Origin of the sequence: Streptomyces vietnamensis, assembly GCF_000830005.1 — a bacterium.
GTDB lineage: Bacteria > Actinomycetota > Actinomycetes > Streptomycetales > Streptomycetaceae > Streptomyces > Streptomyces vietnamensis.
The window spans coordinates 7,832,085-7,847,514 of the sequence record NZ_CP010407.1; the positions used below are offsets into that span (position 1 = coordinate 7,832,085).

Here is a 15,430-nt window from a genome sequence, read left to right on the forward strand (position 1 = left end):
GGGAGGCGGCCCTGAAGCCGGCCCCGGGGGTGGCCCCGGAGGCGGCGCCCACCCGCTCTCCTGCGCTGCGGGAGGCGGTCCCATGTCAACTCCCTGCCGGTGTGCCACAGTTCTGGCCGGTCCCGGGCTCCGCACGGCATGTCCCGCGCCACCCCCCCGCGCGCACCCCACTGCCGGCCTGCCGCCTCCGCTCGGCGAGCCACTACCTCTATCGACGCTACTCCCCCTCAAAAGGACCGCAAACCGTCCGCAAACCGTCCGCAAATCGTCCGCCGCGAGTGGCGCAGCCTGCCTCCGGGCCGGAGTCGTACGGCCACGAGACGTACCCACTCGCCCTCACGGCGTCCGGCAGCTGTCAGGCGGGTGACGGCAGCCGGGCCGCCAGCAGCAGCTCGGCAGTCGCGCGCGGTTTTCGCGCTGGTCCCGGAGTGGTCGAGGTGTGCGGCGGTCATGGCGCCGTCGCAGAGCTGGACGAGGCCGGCGACCAGGTCGCCGGGTGCGCCGAGTGGTCGAAGGAGGCGGGAGAAGAGGCCGGGGAGCCAACTGCGGTGGTACTCGATGACGGCCTGGATGCCCTCGTGGTGGGGATACTCGGCGGCGGCGTTGGTGAACGGGCAGCCGCGGTAGGCGGGTTTCGAGAGCGTCTCGTGGAAGAGGTCGAAGACGGTGAGCACCCGCGCGGCCGGGTCGCCGGCCGGGTCTCGGGCGGCGCCGCAGATAGGCCTCCACCAGGTCTTCCTTGGTGCGGAAGTGCACGTACATCGTCGACCTGGCGACGCGGCTCTCCGCGATCACCCGGTCGATGCCGACGGCCCGGATGCCTTCGGCGTAGAACAGTTCGTCCGCGAAGGCCAGAGCGTGACGTTCGACGTCACCCAGGGCCAGAAGGGCCCGCAGGCGGAGAACATCAACCTCGCCTGACCCGCCCCAGACCCCGTCGGCAGAACCACAGCAGATGCAGCGCCTCGGTTCCAGTGGCCGATAAGGGCCGTCGGCAAACGCCGTGCGAACGGCCAGTACCCGGCGTGCTTCCCGTGACGGGTCAGAAATGTAGGCGGCGCGAACAACTCAATCGCGTCGCGGAACCCCGTCGAGGACTCCTCGATCGGCACAGGCCTTCCCGGTCGCCGGTGCCGGGGCAGCGGAAGCGGGGCCGGAGTCCGGTCCGGTACCCGAGAGGGCGGGGTGTGGATCACGGGGTCGGGGGCATGCGGGTCTTGAGCGCTTGGGGGCGCTCTGGATATGTGGGGCCGGCCGGTTTCCCCCTCCGGCTGGTCCTTGAGTGGAGGAACGGCCCGCACCGAGTCGGTGCGGGCCACTGTGAACGCGGCGGCCTGTGGGCCGCGGTCGGGATGTTCGGTCTTCCACTGCCCGTACAGAGTCTTGGTCTGCTTGGGCATGAACTGGGCACGGCTGGGGGGCGTGAACGTCCGCCACCTGCTCCGGGGCAAACCCGCACACGCCGCAGGAAGGGTACGCGAGCAGCTGGCACGGCTGGATGCCGAAACCGTGCCGGGCTGGTCGGTGCTGTCCAACCTGGCACAGGACTGGCACTTCCTGCGTCAGGTCGTGCGCCGGATTGCCGACGTCGAACTTCCGGACGACCGGACCGTGGTCTGGAAGGGGACGTTCGCCTACATCCCCCGAGACCCGGGCGTGGGGGCGACGGCCGCTTCAGAGACGATGCTGTGGGGATGAGGAAGTAGCCGGCCTGGTCCGCACCACCGGGAGGAGCCCGTGTCACACCCGCAGCCGTTCACCCCCGAGGAGAAGCTCGCCGACGCGAAGAAGCTGTTGAGCCTTCCGCGTATCGTCGTGATCTGCGGCTCCACCCGCTTCATGACTGAGATGAATGAGGCCGATCTGCGGGAGACCAGAGCCGGGAAGATCGTCGTCAAGCCGGGCATCGACATGAAGTCGCCCCACGAACTTTGGTCCGACCCGGTCGAGGCTGAGGCGCTGAAGGTTCGACTCGACGACCTGCACCGGGCGAAGATCCGGCTCGCTGATGAGGTGCTCGTCGTCGGCGACTACATCGGAGACAGCACCCGCGCCGAAATCACCTACGCCCGGTCGCTGGGCAAGCCCTTACGGTTCACGCACCCCGAAGTCGACCCCGACGCCTGACCGCAGGTGAAGCCGTCCCGCGCCGAACGGGCCCGTCAGGAGGTCTGTGCATCGGCAGATGCGGCATCCAGGGAATCGAGGAGCTGTCCGAAGGTGAGCTTCTCGTCGTCGTACTGGAAGTTCATCGAGGCGGCGAGCGCTGCCCACCGGCCAGCGTTCCGGCCGCAGCGGTCCAGCGCCCGCAGCGCCGTCAGGGTGTCCGTTGTCCGGGGTGGGGGGCCACACCCCGACCTCGAGGCGCTGAACGACAGAGCGGCGGCGCCCCCTTGGAAGGGGGGCCGCCGCCGGTCCGTCCCCCCGGTCAGTAGGTATAGCTCAGGCCCGACTTGTACGGTGTCAGGGTGCGCTGGGACACCACACCGCGGTAGGTGTACCAGCCCCACTTCTTGCACATCGTCTGGTAGCTCAGGGTGTTGTACGCCCCCGTTCCCACCCGCACTCGCGGGTAGATGACGTTGTCGCCCCAGTCTCCGCCGGCCGGACCGCTCGAGTAGGTGTCCACCGCCCAGTAGACGCCGACGACCGATCCGCCCGCCGGACAGTTCCAGCTGCCGAAGTTGACCCAGACATTCCCGCCCGACCAGGCGCTGGCCGGGGCGGCGCCCAGGCCGACGACCCCAAGCGCCATGAGCGAGCCCGCCAGTACGGCTCGGGACTTCCGCAACAGTGATCCACGCATACGACCTCCCCAGTGACGGCTGCGCGCGTTGTGCGCCGCCGCGCGCAGCAGCCTCCCATATCGGTCACACGGTTGTCCGACTTTCGCTCAAATTGCTTTTATATAGAACTATTGCATGACATGCGGATATCCGTACGACGGGAGAGCCGCTCCCCAGGAGGTCTGGTCCCCATCAGGCCCAGTGCCTCGCCCAGACAACGACTCAGGTCGCTCAACTGGGCACCTCCTCGAATACGCAAGCCTGCATGACATGCCCGCAAGTCCTGGTAGCCGACGGCGATGCGCGCCCGGATCTATGCGGACGTCCTCCGTCCGGGCGCCGACCTGCTCTAACGAGTTGGTGCGTGATAGCGGGTGGCGTGCTCTGCTGGTGGAAGGCATGGTGGATCGTTCGGTCCTGGCGCATCCGTTGTTCACAGGTGTCTCGAGGAGTCATCTGTCGTCGCTGGTGGCAGAGTTGGCCAGGCCGTGGGTGGCCGGGGTCGAAGGCCGCCGGCACCAGGCTCGAGGCGGCGCCAGAAAAAGGGCGCCGGGGGCCGGCGCCCGTCATCGGCTGGTGTTCGTGGACCGGCTTGTCGCCACGCTCATCCACCTGCGTCACGACCTCCCGCACGCGGTCCTGGCCCTCCTCTACGAAGTGGACCGTTCCACCATGACTCGGGCGGTCGGTGAGGTGCGCCGTCTGTTGGCCGGGAGAGGATTTGCCGTCCCGGAACGGCCCGGGCTGCGACTGCGGACGCTGGAAGACGTCTTCGCCTACGCCCAGGCCGAAGGGGTCCGGTTGCGGCTGGACGCCACCGAGGTCCTGGTCCGCAGGCCCACCGCGGGCCGGGGCGGTCGGCGGGCGTTCGTGTCGGGCAAGAAGAAGCGGAACACCATGAAGGCCACCGTCATCGCCGACCACCATGGCCGCACGCTCTGGGTCGATGCCCTGCGACCGGGGCGGATGCACGATGCGACCGCTGCACGCAACGAACGCATCGGGATCTGTTTCCAGCACTTCCCAGACGTGGAAGTGCTTCTGGACGACGGATACCTCGGCCTCAGATGCGACCATCCTGGCCGGGCGATCACGCCGCCCAGAAAACCGAACAAGATCGCTTTGCCGCACGTACACGCCGCCAGAGAAGAAGCCCGGCGCAACCACTCATCGAAACGCATCACCGTCGAGCACGCGCTCGCCGACCACAAGTCGCAGGCCGGGCGGTCAGCCGTTCACTCCACAGGGTCGCGCATTCTCCCCAGATTCTCCCCAGGGCTCCGGGGCGCCGCATTTCGACGAGATCTCCAGCCTCCGACCTTGATCGTTTCAGCATCGTGAACTGCCCGTGAAACACAGAGCGGTGCCATGTACATTTCACGGACTCGGGCCTAGCGTCGGCCGCCGGCGCGACACCCGTCAGGACCCCGAGGAGCCGCTTTGACCACCCCACCGCCCCGCAGACGAGCACGCGCGCTCGCGCTGATCACCGCGCTCGCGGCGACCCTCCTGACGGGCGCCGCACCCGTCGCCCAGGCCGCGGAGATACCCCTCGCCCCCGGGTTCCGCTTCGTCGACCACTACGAGGGCGCCCCCGCCACCGCTCGGCCCGTCCCCGGCAAGGGCCCCGTCCAGCACCCGTATCTCGCCCCCAACGGCCGCAGCGGCATGCACGCCGACGGCGCCGGCAGCGCCACCTACCCCTGGTCCGGGCCGCTCGGGCGCGACCCCGAGGTCTCCAGCGAGAAGATCGCCGCCGTCGGCGGCGAGTGCGCCACCGTCACCTTCGACGCCGCCGGCCGCCTGGTCACCGTCTGCGGCACCTTCAGCGGCTTCCTCCTGAAGCTCCTCGACCCGCGCACCCTCGGCACCCTCGCCGAGTACAAGCTGCCGCAGCGCTCCTCCACCGTCGAGGCCATCACCCGCCTCGACTTCGAGAAGATCTTCAAGGACACCTCCGGCGGCGCCTACTTCTACCTGGACAATCGGGACCGGGTCGTCCTCGCCGACTCCCGCCAGCACGTGCTGCGCATCGCCCACCGTCAGAAGGCGGACGGGTCCTGGGAGTTCGCCGTCGAGAACGACTGGGACCTCACCTCCCTCGTCCCGCACGACTGCGTCAGCTGGACCAACCTCTTCCCCAGCGGCGTCTGCGACCCCGTCACCTCCGTCATGCCGGACTGGGACGGCCGCATCTGGTGGGTGACCCGCCTCGGCCGCGTCGGCACCGTCGACCCCGCGACGGGCGCCCTGCGCGCGATCCGGCTCGACGGCGAGGAGATCCAGAACTCCTTCTCCGTTGCCGAGGACGGCGTCTCCATCGTCACCGACCACGCCCTGTACAGCTTCCGCGCCGACGCCGACGGCGTCCCCCGCGTCCAGTGGCGCGAGACGTACGACCGGGGGACCGGCACCAAGCCCGGCTCGGTGAACCAGGGTTCGGGCACCACCCCCGACCTCTTCGGCACCGAGGACCAGTACGTCGCCATCACCGACAACGCCGACGACCGCATGAACGTCCTCGTCTACCGCCGGGGCGCCGGCGTCCCCGCGGCCGAGCGGCTCGTCTGCAAGGTGCCCGTCTTCGGATCCGGCGCGTCCACCACCGACAACTCCCTGATCAGCTGGGGCAACAGCCTCGTCGTCGAGAACAACTACGGCTACGAGAACCCGAGCACGCTCCTCCTCGGCCGCAGCGTCGTCGGCGGCGCGGCCCGGATCGACGTCCGCGCCGACGGCAGCGGCTGCGACACCGTCTGGGAGAGCGACGTCCGCTCGCCGTCCACGGTCCCGAAGCTGTCCACCGCCAACGGCCTGCTCTACTTCTACGAGAAGCGCCCCAACTTCTGGGGCATCGACGCCTGGTACCTCACGGCCGTCGACTTCCGCACCGGACAGCGCGCCTTCTCCCGCTTCACCGGCACGGGCCTGTCCTACGACAACAACTGGGCGCCGATCACCATCGGCCCCGACGGCACCGCGTACGTGGGGGTATTCAACGGCATCGTCGCCGTCCGCGACACCGCCTGACGCACGGCGGCGCGGCGCCACCGGGGCGCCGCGCCGTACCGCTCACTCGAACTCGGGCATGTCCCCGACGGTCGTCCTCTCGTCGATCACCGCGAACGCGGCGCCCTGCGGGTCCACGATCGCAGCGAACCGGCCGAACGGGCTGTCCATCGGCCCGAACACCTTCTTCCCCTTGAGGGCTTCGGCCCGCTCGACGGCCAGGTCGCAGTTGTCGACGGCGAAGTAGATCTGGATGTACGAGGGGATCTCCGCCGGGAAGTCCTCGGCCGACATCACCATCCGTCCGAGCACCGGCTGCGGACCGCCGAGGTCGAAGACCCGGTAGTCCATGTGCTCGTCCTTGATCTTCTTGGAGCCGTAGCCGAAGACCTCGGTGAAGAAGGCGTCGGACTTCGCCGGCTCCCGGGTGAAGACCTCGGCCCAGGCGTACGCGCCGGGCTCGTTCTCCAGCTCGAAGCCCTCGTGCTCGCCCGCCTGCCACACACCGAACGTGACGCCCGCCGGATCCTGGGCGATGCACATCGAGCCGAAGTCGCCGACCTGCATCGGCTCCATCAGGACGGTGCCGTCCGCGCCCCGGATCTTCTCCGCCGTCGCCGCGACGTCCGGCGAGGCGAAGTACAGACACCAGGCCGACTGCGGCTCCCCGTCCTGCCCGGGCATCGGCGGGACGACGGCCGCGACCGCCTTGCCGTTCTTGTACGCCTGCGTGTAGTTGCCGAATTCCGAGGAGGACTCGCCGAAGGTCCAGCCGAGCACATCGCCGTAGAACGCCTTGGCGCCCTCGACGTCGGTGAACATCGCGTCGGTCCAGACCGGCGTGCCTTCAGGTCGTGCGGCCATGACGGTGACTCCCACTTCCGCTTCGATGACGTAGCTCCTCCGGCCACGCTAGCCACGCTCGCCGGGGCCCGCTCGGTGACGCACCGCCACCGGTCGGGTCAGTCGGGCAGCCGGCCCAGGGCGTAGCGGTGGAACGGGCCGCCGGGGATCGGGAGCCCGGGCCGCCAGATCCGCAGCACCTGCGCCGACGGCAGGAACAGGGCCTCCGGCAGCCGGTCCGGGTCCGTCCACTCCCAGCGCTCGATCTTCTCCGGCTCGGCCACGGCGGGCACGCCCCGGAAGCCGCGCACGACCGTGGCCGCCGTCATCCGGGTCAGCCGCGTGGAGGTGACGGTGTCCAGGAGCAGCCCGAGGACCTCCACGTCGGAGGCCTCCGCGACGAGCGTCGTCTCCTCGGCCAGCTCGCGCACCGCCGCCTCCTCGATCGACTCGCCCGGCTCGACCTTGCCGCCCGGCAGCTCCCACACCCCGGAGCGGTCCAGACCCAGCAGGACCCGGCCCGCCCCGTCGAGCACCACGATCCCCGCGCCGAGCGAGGCTCCGGCGGACGGCGGCTGGAGATTGCGGCGGGCGGTGGCGGCGTGATCTGCGGTCGTCATGGGCCCTGTCTACCAGGCGCCGCTGACACGCACCCCGACACGCGATCGCGTAATAAAAAGGAGGAAACCTCTTGAAACGGGTGAAAAAGGGAGGACACTCGTTCTTACACCGGATAACCGGAGAGAGCCGCACCCGCCGACGGAGACGTCCGAAGGCCCGCGTGACTTTGATCCAGGCTCTGGCCAGGCCCCCGGCGGGGCCGGTCGGGCACGGAGCCGTCGGCGACGGCCGACGACCGCGCGAACCGACATGGACCGCCGGGGACTGTCATGTCCGGGGTTCTGCGGATGCGGGCGGCACCACCGCCACCGGACAGTGCGCGTGATGCAGCACCGCGTGGGCGACGGAACCGATGAGCAGGGACCCCAGGTGGTGGCGGTGATGCCGCCCCACGACCACCAGACCCGCGTCCTGCGAACCCTCCACGAGCCGGCCCGCCGCGTCCCCCGGCACCACCACCGGCACCAGCTCCACCCCCGGCCACCGCGCGGCGAACGGCCGCAGCCGCTCCTCCTGCTCCCGCCCGGCCTCCTCAAGGAGATCCTGCGTGTCGTCCGCGAGGGGCAGCGGCGGCGGCACCTGGAGCGCGGGCGAAGGAGCCGCGAGGAGCGCGGCCTGCGACGGCGGCAGCCGGAGCGCCGTCACCGTCTCCAGCGGTACGCCCCGGTGGTGAGCCGCCTCGAAGGCGAAGCCCACCACCTCGTCCGGAGTCTCCTCCGGGTGCAGCCCGAGCAGCACCCGGCCCGCCTCCGCCCCGTCCTCCAGGGCGGCGGCGCGCGCCTCGTGCGGGACGACGACCAGCGGGCAGGGCGCCGTCATGGCCAGCGTCCGGCTGGTGGAACCCAGGAGCAGGCTCGCGAAGCCGCCGTGCCCCCGGGAACCCGTCACCAGGAGCCGCGCCCCCCGCGCCACCGCCGGCAGGGCGTCCGTCACGGACCCGTCCAGCGATTCGTACCGCACCGGAACGCGGTGCCCGCGCTCCTCCACCACCGTCCGTACGGCCTGCACGACCGTGTCGGGAAGCTCCGGCGCCGTACCCGCCGTACCCAGGGAGGCGATGCGGGCGGCGCCGAGCTGAAGGGCCTCGGACCGCACATGGGCCACCACCAGCGGCGCGCCCAGGCCCTCCGCGGCGCTCAGCGCCCACTCCAGGGCCCGGAGGCTGTGCTCCGACCCGTCCACGCCGACGACGACCGCCGGCTCGTACGCGGTGCTGGTGTCACTCATGAGGAGATGACTCCCTCATGCGGAGAAACGCCACGCCGGTCCGGTCCGAAAGGCTTCGGACCGGACCGGCGTGGGAGAGGGAGGGTCAGGCGCCCTGCTGCCGGCGGCGCGCCCGCTCGGCGTCGCGCTCCTTGATGCGGACGGTCTCCTTGCGGACCTCCGACTGGGTGGCGCGCTCCTTCTTCAGCCACTCGGGGAGCTCCTGCTTGATCGCGTCGATCTGCTCCGTGGTGAGCGGCTCGGTGATCCCGCCGCGCGCGAGGCCGGCGATGGAGACGCCGAGCTTGTTGGCGACGACCGGGCGGGGGTGCGGACCCTTCTCGCGCAGCTCCTGGAGCCAGGCGGGCGGGTTGGCCTGGAGCTCGGCCAGCTCGGAGCGCGAGACGACACCCTCCTGGAACTCTGCGGGGGTGGCCTCGAGGTACACACCCAGCTTCTTCGCCGCGGTCGCGGGCTTCATCGTCTGGGTGTTCTGGTGCGACGTCATGGTGTCAAGGGTATCGAGCATGTGGCCGAGCTCCGACCACGGCGGCTACCGGTAACCTGGCGGGGTGACAGGCTCGGACGCTTCCCCCGTTGACTCCCCTTCCTTCCGGCTCGCCTACGTGCCGGGAGCGACACCCGCGAAGTGGGTGCGGATCTGGAACGAGCGCCTGCCCGACGTGCCCCTGACCCTCCTCGCCGTGACGCCGGCCGAGGCCTTCGGCGCGCTCCGGGAGGGCACCGCGGACGCGGGCCTCGTCCGGCTGCCCGTCGACCGGGACGACCTCAGCGCGATCCCGCTCTACACGGAGACGACGGTCGTCGTCGTCCCCAAGGACCATCTGTTCGCGGCGGTGGAGGAGGTGTCGGCGGAGGACCTCGCCGACGAGCTCGTCCTGCACCCCCTCGACGACACCCTCGGCTGGGAGCAGCCGCCCGGCCGCCCCGCCATGGAGCGCCCGGAGACGACCGCCGACGCGATCGAGCTGGTCGCCGCGGGCGTCGGCGTGCTCGCCGTCCCGCAGTCGCTGGCCCGGCTGCACCACCGCAAGGACCTCACCTACCGGACCCTCGTCGACGTCCCGCAGTCCCGGGTCGGCCTGTCGTGGCCGAAGGCGGACGAGGCGCCCGACCTGGTGGAGGAGTTCATCGGCATCGTCCGCGGCCGCACCGTGAACAGCACCCGCGGGCGCCGCGCCGAGGAGAAGAAGGGCCAGAAGCAGCCCAGGGAGCAGAAGCCGGCACGGTCCGGGAAGCCCGGCGGCGGCTCCCGCACCGGCGGGAAGCCGGGCGGTGGTTCCCGTACCGGCGGGAAGCCCTCGGCGTCCCGCAAGGGCACCGGAGGCTCCGGCCGGAGCGGGAAGCCGCGCCGCGGCCGCGGCTGAACCGTCCGCACGGCGGACGCCCGGAGCCCGGCCCTCCGCGCCTCGGCATACTGACCCCTCCTGATCACCGAGATCACACAGGAGGAGCTTTGGCCGCCAGTTTCAGGACCGTCGTCGAGGTGGCACCCGACCACCTCGACCAGGCCCGGTCCATCGACCGGGTGTTCCAGGAGGCGATCGCCCCGGCGACCGTCAACTTCGACTTCGAGGCGATCCACCGGGCGGCCTCCGCCGTCCCGGACAGCGACGTGGTGAAGATGGTCCGGGGCTGGGGGCTCCAGGAGCACGCCCCCGTCCTCGTCATGGTCCTCTCCCTCAAGGAGGCCGTCCGCCAGGCGCTGCCGCAGGAGTGCGCGGAGGCCGGTTTCTGGGCCACGGTCGAGCGGGAGCTCGTCCAGGCCTTCACCGGGCTCGCCGCGCAGGAGGGGCAGCCCGGACTCTCCTTCTACGAGGAGTCCGGGGACCGCACCCGCTTCTACCGGGACCTGTTCTTCGCCCTCCAGGACGAGGAGACCGGGGACCACATGTACGCCCTGGCCTTCTGCGTCGACGTGACCGTCGAGCTGCCGAAGGCCGAGACCCTCGCGCTCGCCCTGACGGACACCGTGCCCTTCGCGGTGCGGCTCAACGCGATCGTGCTCCGCCAGGCCCTGAGCGTCTCCGTCTGACCGTACGGCCGACCCCGTACGGCCGACCCCGTACGGCCGACCCCGTACGGCCGACTCGTACCGGCCTCGTACCGGCCCGCCGTCCCGGGCCGGATCCCAGCCGGAGGAACCGCTCAGCCCGGCAGGCGCAGCCGCCTGCCCCGCGCCGCCGCGACCAGTTCGGGCACCGTGGCGAGCTTGACCCGGGGCCGCCCCGCGTCCCGGCCCCGCGCCCGCTCCGCCCGGTCGATGGAGGCGAGACCGCGCGCGTCGACGAGCCCCCGCCCGCTGCGGCTCCGCGCGAGACGCCGGAACTCCTGCGAGCTGCCCGTCGGCTTCGGCAGCGCCCCGGCGACCGCGTCCGCGAGCAGCGTCCCGACCGTCTCCTCCGCGCAGGCCCGGTTGGCCCCGATGCCCCCGGAGGGCCCCCGCTTGATCCAGCCCACGACATAGCTGCCGGGCAGCCCCACCACCCGCCCCGCCTCGTGGGGCACGGTGCCGGTCGCCTCGTCGAACGGCAGCCCCGCGAGCGGCACGCCCCGGTAGCCGATGGCCCGGACGAGAAGCCCCGCCCCGATCTCCGTCCCCGAGGCCGAACCGTCCTCCGTCACCCGGACCGCCCGCACGGCGTCGGTGCCGAGCGCCTCGACCGGGGCGGAGTGGAAGCGCAGCACGATCCGGCGCCGGTCCTGAGCGGGCGCCCGCGTCCAGTCCACCGCCTCCCGGGCCACGCCCTGGAGGAGTGCGGCCTTCGCCCCGGACTCCGCCGCGTCGATCGCCGCGCCGGTGCGCGGATCCCGGTCGTCGACGACCAGGTCCACCCCGGGCAGGTGCTTCAGGGCGAGCAGTTCGGACCTCGTGTACGCGGCGTCCTCGGGGCCACGGCGGCCGAGCAGCACCACCTCCCGGACCCGGGTGTCGCGCAGGGCGGCGAGGGCGTGGTCGGCGATGTCCGTACGGGCGAGGGAGTCGGGGTCCGTGACGAGGACGCGGGCGACGTCGAGCGCCACGTTGCCGTTGCCGACCACGACGACCCGCCCGGCGGAGAGCCGCACCGCGTCCGCGCCGGTCTCCGGGTGCGCGTTGTACCAGGAGACGACGGAGGTCGCCGAGACGCTGCCCGGCAGGTCCTCGCCGGGGATCCCGAGCCGCCGGTCGGAGGGGGCGCCCACCGCGTAGACCACCGCGTCGTGGTGCGCGGCGAGTTCGCCGGGGGTGACGTCCTTGCCGATCTCGACGCCGAGCCGCATGCGGACCCGGGGGTGGGCGTGGAAGCGGGCGAAGGTCTCCCCGGCTCCCTTGGTCGCCGGGTGGTCCGGTGCCACGCCGTAGCGGACGAGACCGCCGGCGACCGGCAGCCGGTCGATCAGCGTCACTTCGGCGTTGGTGTGCAGGAGGAGGTCCTCGGCGGCGTACATGCCGGCCGGTCCCGTGCCGACGATCGCGACGCGGATCGGTGCGAAGTCGGCCGGGATCGAGCGGTCGAAGTCCGGCTCGCCCCAGGGGTGGAAGGTCGGCGAGGCGAGGACCGGAGCGGGCTCGCGGTCCGCGTAGTAGGCGGCGTTGATCCCCTCGTACTCCCGCAGCCGTGCGGTGAGCCGGTCGGCCGGGAAGATCGCGTCGACCGGGCAGGCGTCGGCGCAGGCGCCGCAGTCGATGCAGGACTTGGGGTCGATGTACAGCATCTCCGTCGTGCCGAAGTCCGGCTCGTCGGGCGTCGGGTGGATGCAGTTGACCGGGCAGACGGCGACGCAGGTGGCGTCGTTGCAGCAGGTCTGGGTGATGGCGTAGGTCATGGCGTCGGCTCAGCTCAGCTCGGCTCGGATCCGGGGGACGGGGGCGGCGGGTCAGAGGAGGTGCGCGCGCTGGTAGAAGAAGAGCGCGGGGCGGGTCAGCATCCCGACGTCGGCGAGGAACTCCATCAGTCCGGCGCAGCTGGCGCGGAGCAGCGCCTTGTAGTGTTCGTTGGCGGCGGCCTCGCGGCGGGCGCGCTCGGGGTCGAGTCCGGCCCGCACGTACACCTCCGGGCTCACCAGGCTGGTGATGATGTAGTACGCGGCGATGGCGACGACGAGCGCCTGGAAGTGGCGGCGCGGCCTGCTCGCGCGGGCGAGGTGGCGGCGCGTCTCGTCCCGGGCGAACTTCATGTGCCGGGACTCCTCGACGACGTGGATGTTGTTGATGGTGCGGACGAAGGGGACGACCCGCTCGTCGCGCATCCAGTCGCGCTGCATGACGTCGAGGACCTCCTCGGCGACCAGGATCCCGGCGTACGCGGCCTCGCCGAAGCCGACGGTCTTCATGAGGCGCCCGAGCTCGAGCACCGCCCGCCTGGGCTTGTAGCCGGGCGCGCCGAGCTTCTGGGAGCCCCGGGCGAACATGATGGAGTGCCGGCACTCGTCGGCGATCTCGGTGAGGGCCCACTGGAACCGGGGGTCGGTGTGGTCCATGCGGTAGATGTCGCGGAGCATCAGCTGCTGCAGGATCATCTCGAACCAGATGCCGGTGCTGGCCACCGAGGCCGACTCCTGACGGGTCAGCTCCTTGCGCTGCTCCTCGGTCATCTCGTTCCAGTAGGCGGTGCCGTAGAGGCTGTTCCACTCCGGGCTCTGGCCGTGGAAGTCCTTGTCGAGGGGGGTGTCCCAGTCGACCTCGACGGCGGGGTCGTAGGAGAGCTTCGCGGCCGACAGGAGCAGCCGCGCGGCGACGTCGTCGTCTTCGTGGTCCGGGCGAACGGTGCTGCTTGCCATGGTGCGGCTCCTCGGGGTCGCGTGTGCGGCTCGGGCGCTTGTTAGACATCACGTCTAGCAAGCTTGTTAGACGGAACGTATAGCAAGGGCCCCCGGGAGGCCTACCCCTCGGTACGGACTTTTTGCCCGCGAACTTACCGCGGGTACGCGAACGGGGCCGGAGCCATGGCGGCTCCGGCCCCGTTCCCCGGGTCCCGGCGTACTGGAAGGCCGGGTTGGTCCTGCGTACTGGAAGGTCAGGTTGGTCCTGCGTACTAGAAGGTCAGGTTCCAGGCATCGATCTTGCCCGTGTCCTGGCTCGCGTTGTCGTTCACGCGGAGCTTCCAGACGCCGTTCGCGACCTCCGCCGAGGCGTTGACCGTGTACGTCTGGAGGATGTTGTCCGTGCCGCTGCCGGTGTGGTTGTGCAGCGTGTACACGGTGCCGTCCGGGGCCACCAGGTCGACCTTCAGGTCACCGATGTAGGTGTGCTTGATGTCGACGCCCACCTTGAGGGTGGCCGGCGCGTTGCCCGTGACGCCGCTGACCGTGATCGGGCTCTCGACCGTGGAGTTGTCCGCGATCGCGTAGTCCGTGAGGTTCTCGAAGTACGCCCCGGCCGGCGGGGTGGAGCCGCCGACGGCCTTCAGGGCGTCCACGCGGCCCTCGCCGAAGAAGCTGTTCTTCGCCGTGGTGCCGGTGCAGCGGGCGTCAGCCGGGCAGGCCAGGTCGGTGGCCTGCTCGCCGAGCTTCGCCCGGATGTCCGCCGGGGTGTACGCCGGGTTGGCGCTGGCGAGCAGCGCGGCCACGCCCGCCACGTGCGGGGAAGCCATCGAAGTGCCGCTCAGCGTGGCGTACTTGCCGCCGGGGGCGGTGCTGTAGACGGACTCGCCGGGGGCCGAGACCTCGATGACGTTGCTGCCGTAGTTCGAGAACGAGGCCTTGGACGTGCCGCTGGTGCCGTTCGCCGCGACCGTGACGACGCCCGGCAGCTCGGCCGGGATGTCGAGGCAGTCGTTGGTGAGGGTCCGGGTCACCGGCGTCGAGTCGTTCGGGCTCGACGTGTCGGTGGTCTTGTTGGCCAGGTCGACGTTGGAGTTGCCGGCCGCCGCGACCTGGAGCGAGCCCTTGCTCTCGGCGTAGGCCTGGGCGCGGCCCACGCCCTCCAGGATGGCCGCCTGGTCGAGGTCGTTCGGGCAGTTGAACTGCCACGGGTCCGTGTAGTAGCTGTTGTTGGTGACCTTGAAGCCGTGGTCACCGGCCCACACGAGGCCGCAGATGGTGTTCTCCGCGTAGAACAGGGTGCTGCCGGGTTCGGCGATGCGCACCGAGGAGATCTTCACGCCCGGCGCGACGCCGATGGCGCCCTTGCCGTTCTTGGCGGCCGCGACCGTGCCGGCGACGTGGGTGCCGTGCTGGTCGACGTCGCGCCAGGCCCCGACGCGGGTGTCGGTCTTGCCGTACGCGCAGGAGACCGAGTCGGCGGCGTTGAAGTTCGGCGCCAGGTCCTGGTGCTGGTCGTCCACGCCGGTGTCCAGGATGCCGACCTTGACCGTGGACGAGCCGGGGTTGACGGCCCAGGCCTGGTCGGCCTTGATCTGGGTCATGTCCGAGCGGACGGGCTCCGTCGTCGGTGCGGTGGCCTGCGCCGGGTTGGCCGGGAGCGCCGGGTTGTAGGCGTCGGCGGGGACATCGGAGGTACGGGTCGCGCCGACCTTCTGGACGCCGGCGACGCCGCGCATCGTGGCGGCGAAGGAGGCGGAGGTCGAGTGCGCGACGATCACGCCGATCGCGTCGTACGAGGCGAAGACCGAGCCGCCGTTGTCGGCGACGGCGGTGCGGACGGCGGTGGTGTCGCCCGGGGCCGTGATGACCAGGTAGGCGCGGGTGCCGGCGGCCCAGGCGGCCGGGGCCGCGGTGTTGGTCCGGGCGTTCGCGGTGAAGGTCGCGAGCGGCTCGTTGTCGAGCGGGGCGGCCTGGGCGAGGGAGACGGGTCCCGCGAGCGCGAGAGCCGTACCGAGAACCGTCGCCGCGAGTCTCATGCGGCCGGATATGTGGGAAAACAATGCGTCCTCCGATGACCCGGTGGCGCGGGTGGCGCCGGCCGGGCCCTGTGATGTGTGGGGTGGACGCAAGATCCCAGACGGGCGGGGCGGAAGGAAGTCTTCTGTCCGACAAGCCCGTTCGTGTAACAAAATCTT

General features: G+C 71.1%; 15 protein-coding genes and 1 pseudogene. 7 read left to right on the plus strand and 9 right to left on the minus strand.

All coding sequences use genetic code 11. The features are described 5' to 3' along the window. Positions 1–227: 227 nt before the first annotated feature. On the minus strand, positions 228–674 hold the full coding sequence (locus tag SVTN_RS41260; RefSeq protein WP_052499474.1) for a hypothetical protein: 447 nt from the start codon (positions 672–674) through the stop codon (positions 228–230). A 127-nt stretch (positions 675–801) separates the two neighbouring features. Between SVTN_RS41260 and SVTN_RS42690 the strand changes: the two are divergent. From SVTN_RS42690 to SVTN_RS34965, 3 genes and pseudogenes are all read left to right on the plus strand, one after another. Continuing rightward, a pseudogene (locus SVTN_RS42690) lies at positions 802–921 on the plus strand (cold-shock protein); the annotation flags it as partial. A 501-nt stretch (positions 922–1,422) separates the two neighbouring features. Then, positions 1,423–1,698 carry a hypothetical protein gene (locus tag SVTN_RS34960; protein WP_041132682.1) on the plus strand — a complete coding sequence of 92 codons (276 nt, stop codon included), beginning with the start codon at positions 1,423–1,425 and terminating at the stop codon, positions 1,696–1,698. A 39-nt stretch (positions 1,699–1,737) separates the two neighbouring features. After that, on the plus strand, positions 1,738–2,127 hold the full coding sequence (locus tag SVTN_RS34965; protein ID WP_041132683.1) for a hypothetical protein: 390 nt from the start codon (positions 1,738–1,740) through the stop codon (positions 2,125–2,127). Positions 2,128–2,428: 301 nt separating this feature from the next. On the opposite strand, the gene SVTN_RS44480 is transcribed toward SVTN_RS34965, so the two are convergent. After that, the gene (locus SVTN_RS44480) at positions 2,429–2,806 is read right to left on the minus strand and encodes a hypothetical protein (protein ID WP_162494304.1); all 378 of its coding nucleotides are present in this window, start codon (positions 2,804–2,806) and stop codon (positions 2,429–2,431) included. A 379-nt stretch (positions 2,807–3,185) separates the two neighbouring features. Between SVTN_RS44480 and SVTN_RS34975 the strand changes: the two genes are divergently transcribed. Both SVTN_RS34975 and SVTN_RS34980 read left to right on the plus strand, forming a co-directional pair. Next, positions 3,186–4,127, plus strand: coding sequence for a transposase (locus SVTN_RS34975; protein WP_245727758.1), 942 nt, complete (start codon positions 3,186–3,188; stop codon positions 4,125–4,127). A gap of 99 nt (positions 4,128–4,226) precedes the next feature. Beyond that, positions 4,227–5,816, plus strand: a complete 1,590-nt coding sequence (locus SVTN_RS34980) for a hypothetical protein (RefSeq protein ID WP_041132685.1) — start codon at positions 4,227–4,229, stop codon at positions 5,814–5,816. 42 nt (positions 5,817–5,858) lie between these two features. Here the strand turns inward: SVTN_RS34980 and SVTN_RS34985 are convergent, their stop codons facing one another. From SVTN_RS34985 to SVTN_RS35000, 4 genes are all read right to left on the minus strand, one after another. Next, positions 5,859–6,659 carry a VOC family protein gene (locus SVTN_RS34985; RefSeq protein ID WP_041134565.1) on the minus strand — a complete coding sequence of 267 codons (801 nt, stop codon included), beginning with the start codon at positions 6,657–6,659 and terminating at the stop codon, positions 5,859–5,861. Between the two features lie 98 nt (positions 6,660–6,757). Beyond that, on the minus strand, positions 6,758–7,258 hold the full coding sequence (locus SVTN_RS34990) for a nucleotide triphosphate diphosphatase NUDT15 (protein WP_041132686.1): 501 nt from the start codon (positions 7,256–7,258) through the stop codon (positions 6,758–6,760). Between the two features lie 268 nt (positions 7,259–7,526). Beyond that, positions 7,527–8,486: a universal stress protein gene (locus tag SVTN_RS34995; protein ID WP_041132687.1), complete on the minus strand. Its 960-nt coding sequence runs from the start codon at positions 8,484–8,486 to the stop codon at positions 7,527–7,529. Positions 8,487–8,571: 85 nt separating this feature from the next. Next, the gene (locus SVTN_RS35000; protein WP_063782361.1) at positions 8,572–8,973 is read right to left on the minus strand and encodes a DUF5997 family protein; all 402 of its coding nucleotides are present in this window, start codon (positions 8,971–8,973) and stop codon (positions 8,572–8,574) included. Positions 8,974–9,037: 64 nt separating this feature from the next. Here SVTN_RS35000 and SVTN_RS35005 point away from each other — a divergent pair, with 64 nt between their 5' ends. Both SVTN_RS35005 and SVTN_RS35010 read left to right on the plus strand, forming a co-directional pair. Continuing rightward, a complete protein-coding gene (locus SVTN_RS35005; protein WP_041132689.1) occupies positions 9,038–9,853 on the plus strand; it encodes a LysR family transcriptional regulator substrate-binding protein in 816 nt (271 codons plus the stop codon). An 89-nt stretch (positions 9,854–9,942) separates the two neighbouring features. Then, a complete protein-coding gene (locus SVTN_RS35010) occupies positions 9,943–10,521 on the plus strand; it encodes a type-2Aa cytolytic delta-endotoxin (RefSeq protein ID WP_041132690.1) in 579 nt (192 codons plus the stop codon). 113 nt (positions 10,522–10,634) lie between these two features. Here the strand turns inward: SVTN_RS35010 and SVTN_RS35015 are convergent, their stop codons facing one another. The 3 genes from SVTN_RS35015 to SVTN_RS35025 all read right to left on the minus strand — a co-directional run bounded on the left by SVTN_RS35015 (position 10,635) and on the right by SVTN_RS35025 (position 15,271). Further along, on the minus strand, positions 10,635–12,296 hold the full coding sequence (locus SVTN_RS35015) for an FAD-dependent oxidoreductase (protein WP_041132691.1): 1,662 nt from the start codon (positions 12,294–12,296) through the stop codon (positions 10,635–10,637). Between the two features lie 51 nt (positions 12,297–12,347). Then, complete coding sequence (locus SVTN_RS35020) at positions 12,348–13,250, minus strand: AurF N-oxygenase family protein (RefSeq protein WP_041132692.1); 903 nt, start codon at positions 13,248–13,250, stop codon at positions 12,348–12,350. A 254-nt stretch (positions 13,251–13,504) separates the two neighbouring features. After that, the gene (locus SVTN_RS35025) at positions 13,505–15,271 is read right to left on the minus strand and encodes a S8 family serine peptidase (RefSeq protein WP_041132693.1); all 1,767 of its coding nucleotides are present in this window, start codon (positions 15,269–15,271) and stop codon (positions 13,505–13,507) included. Positions 15,272–15,430: the final 159 nt, after the last annotated feature.

Excerpts from the sequence above, each read along its gene's own strand:
- SVTN_RS44480 (WP_162494304.1), bottom strand. The coding sequence starts at position 2,806 with ATGCGTGGATCACTGTTGCGGAAGTCCCGAGCCGTACTGGCGGGCTCG.
- SVTN_RS34975 (WP_245727758.1), top strand. The coding sequence starts at position 3,186 with ATGGTGGATCGTTCGGTCCTGGCGCATCCGTTGTTCACAGGTGTCTCG.
- SVTN_RS34985 (WP_041134565.1), bottom strand. The coding sequence starts at position 6,659 with ATGGCCGCACGACCTGAAGGCACGCCGGTCTGGACCGACGCGATGTTC.
- SVTN_RS34990 (WP_041132686.1), bottom strand. The coding sequence starts at position 7,258 with ATGACGACCGCAGATCACGCCGCCACCGCCCGCCGCAATCTCCAGCCG.
- SVTN_RS34995 (WP_041132687.1), bottom strand. The coding sequence starts at position 8,486 with ATGAGTGACACCAGCACCGCGTACGAGCCGGCGGTCGTCGTCGGCGTG.
- SVTN_RS35000 (WP_063782361.1), bottom strand. The coding sequence starts at position 8,973 with ATGACGTCGCACCAGAACACCCAGACGATGAAGCCCGCGACCGCGGCG.
- SVTN_RS35015 (WP_041132691.1), bottom strand. The coding sequence starts at position 12,296 with ATGACCTACGCCATCACCCAGACCTGCTGCAACGACGCCACCTGCGTC.
- SVTN_RS35020 (WP_041132692.1), bottom strand. The coding sequence starts at position 13,250 with ATGGCAAGCAGCACCGTTCGCCCGGACCACGAAGACGACGACGTCGCC.
- SVTN_RS35025 (WP_041132693.1), bottom strand. The coding sequence starts at position 15,271 with ATGAGACTCGCGGCGACGGTTCTCGGTACGGCTCTCGCGCTCGCGGGA.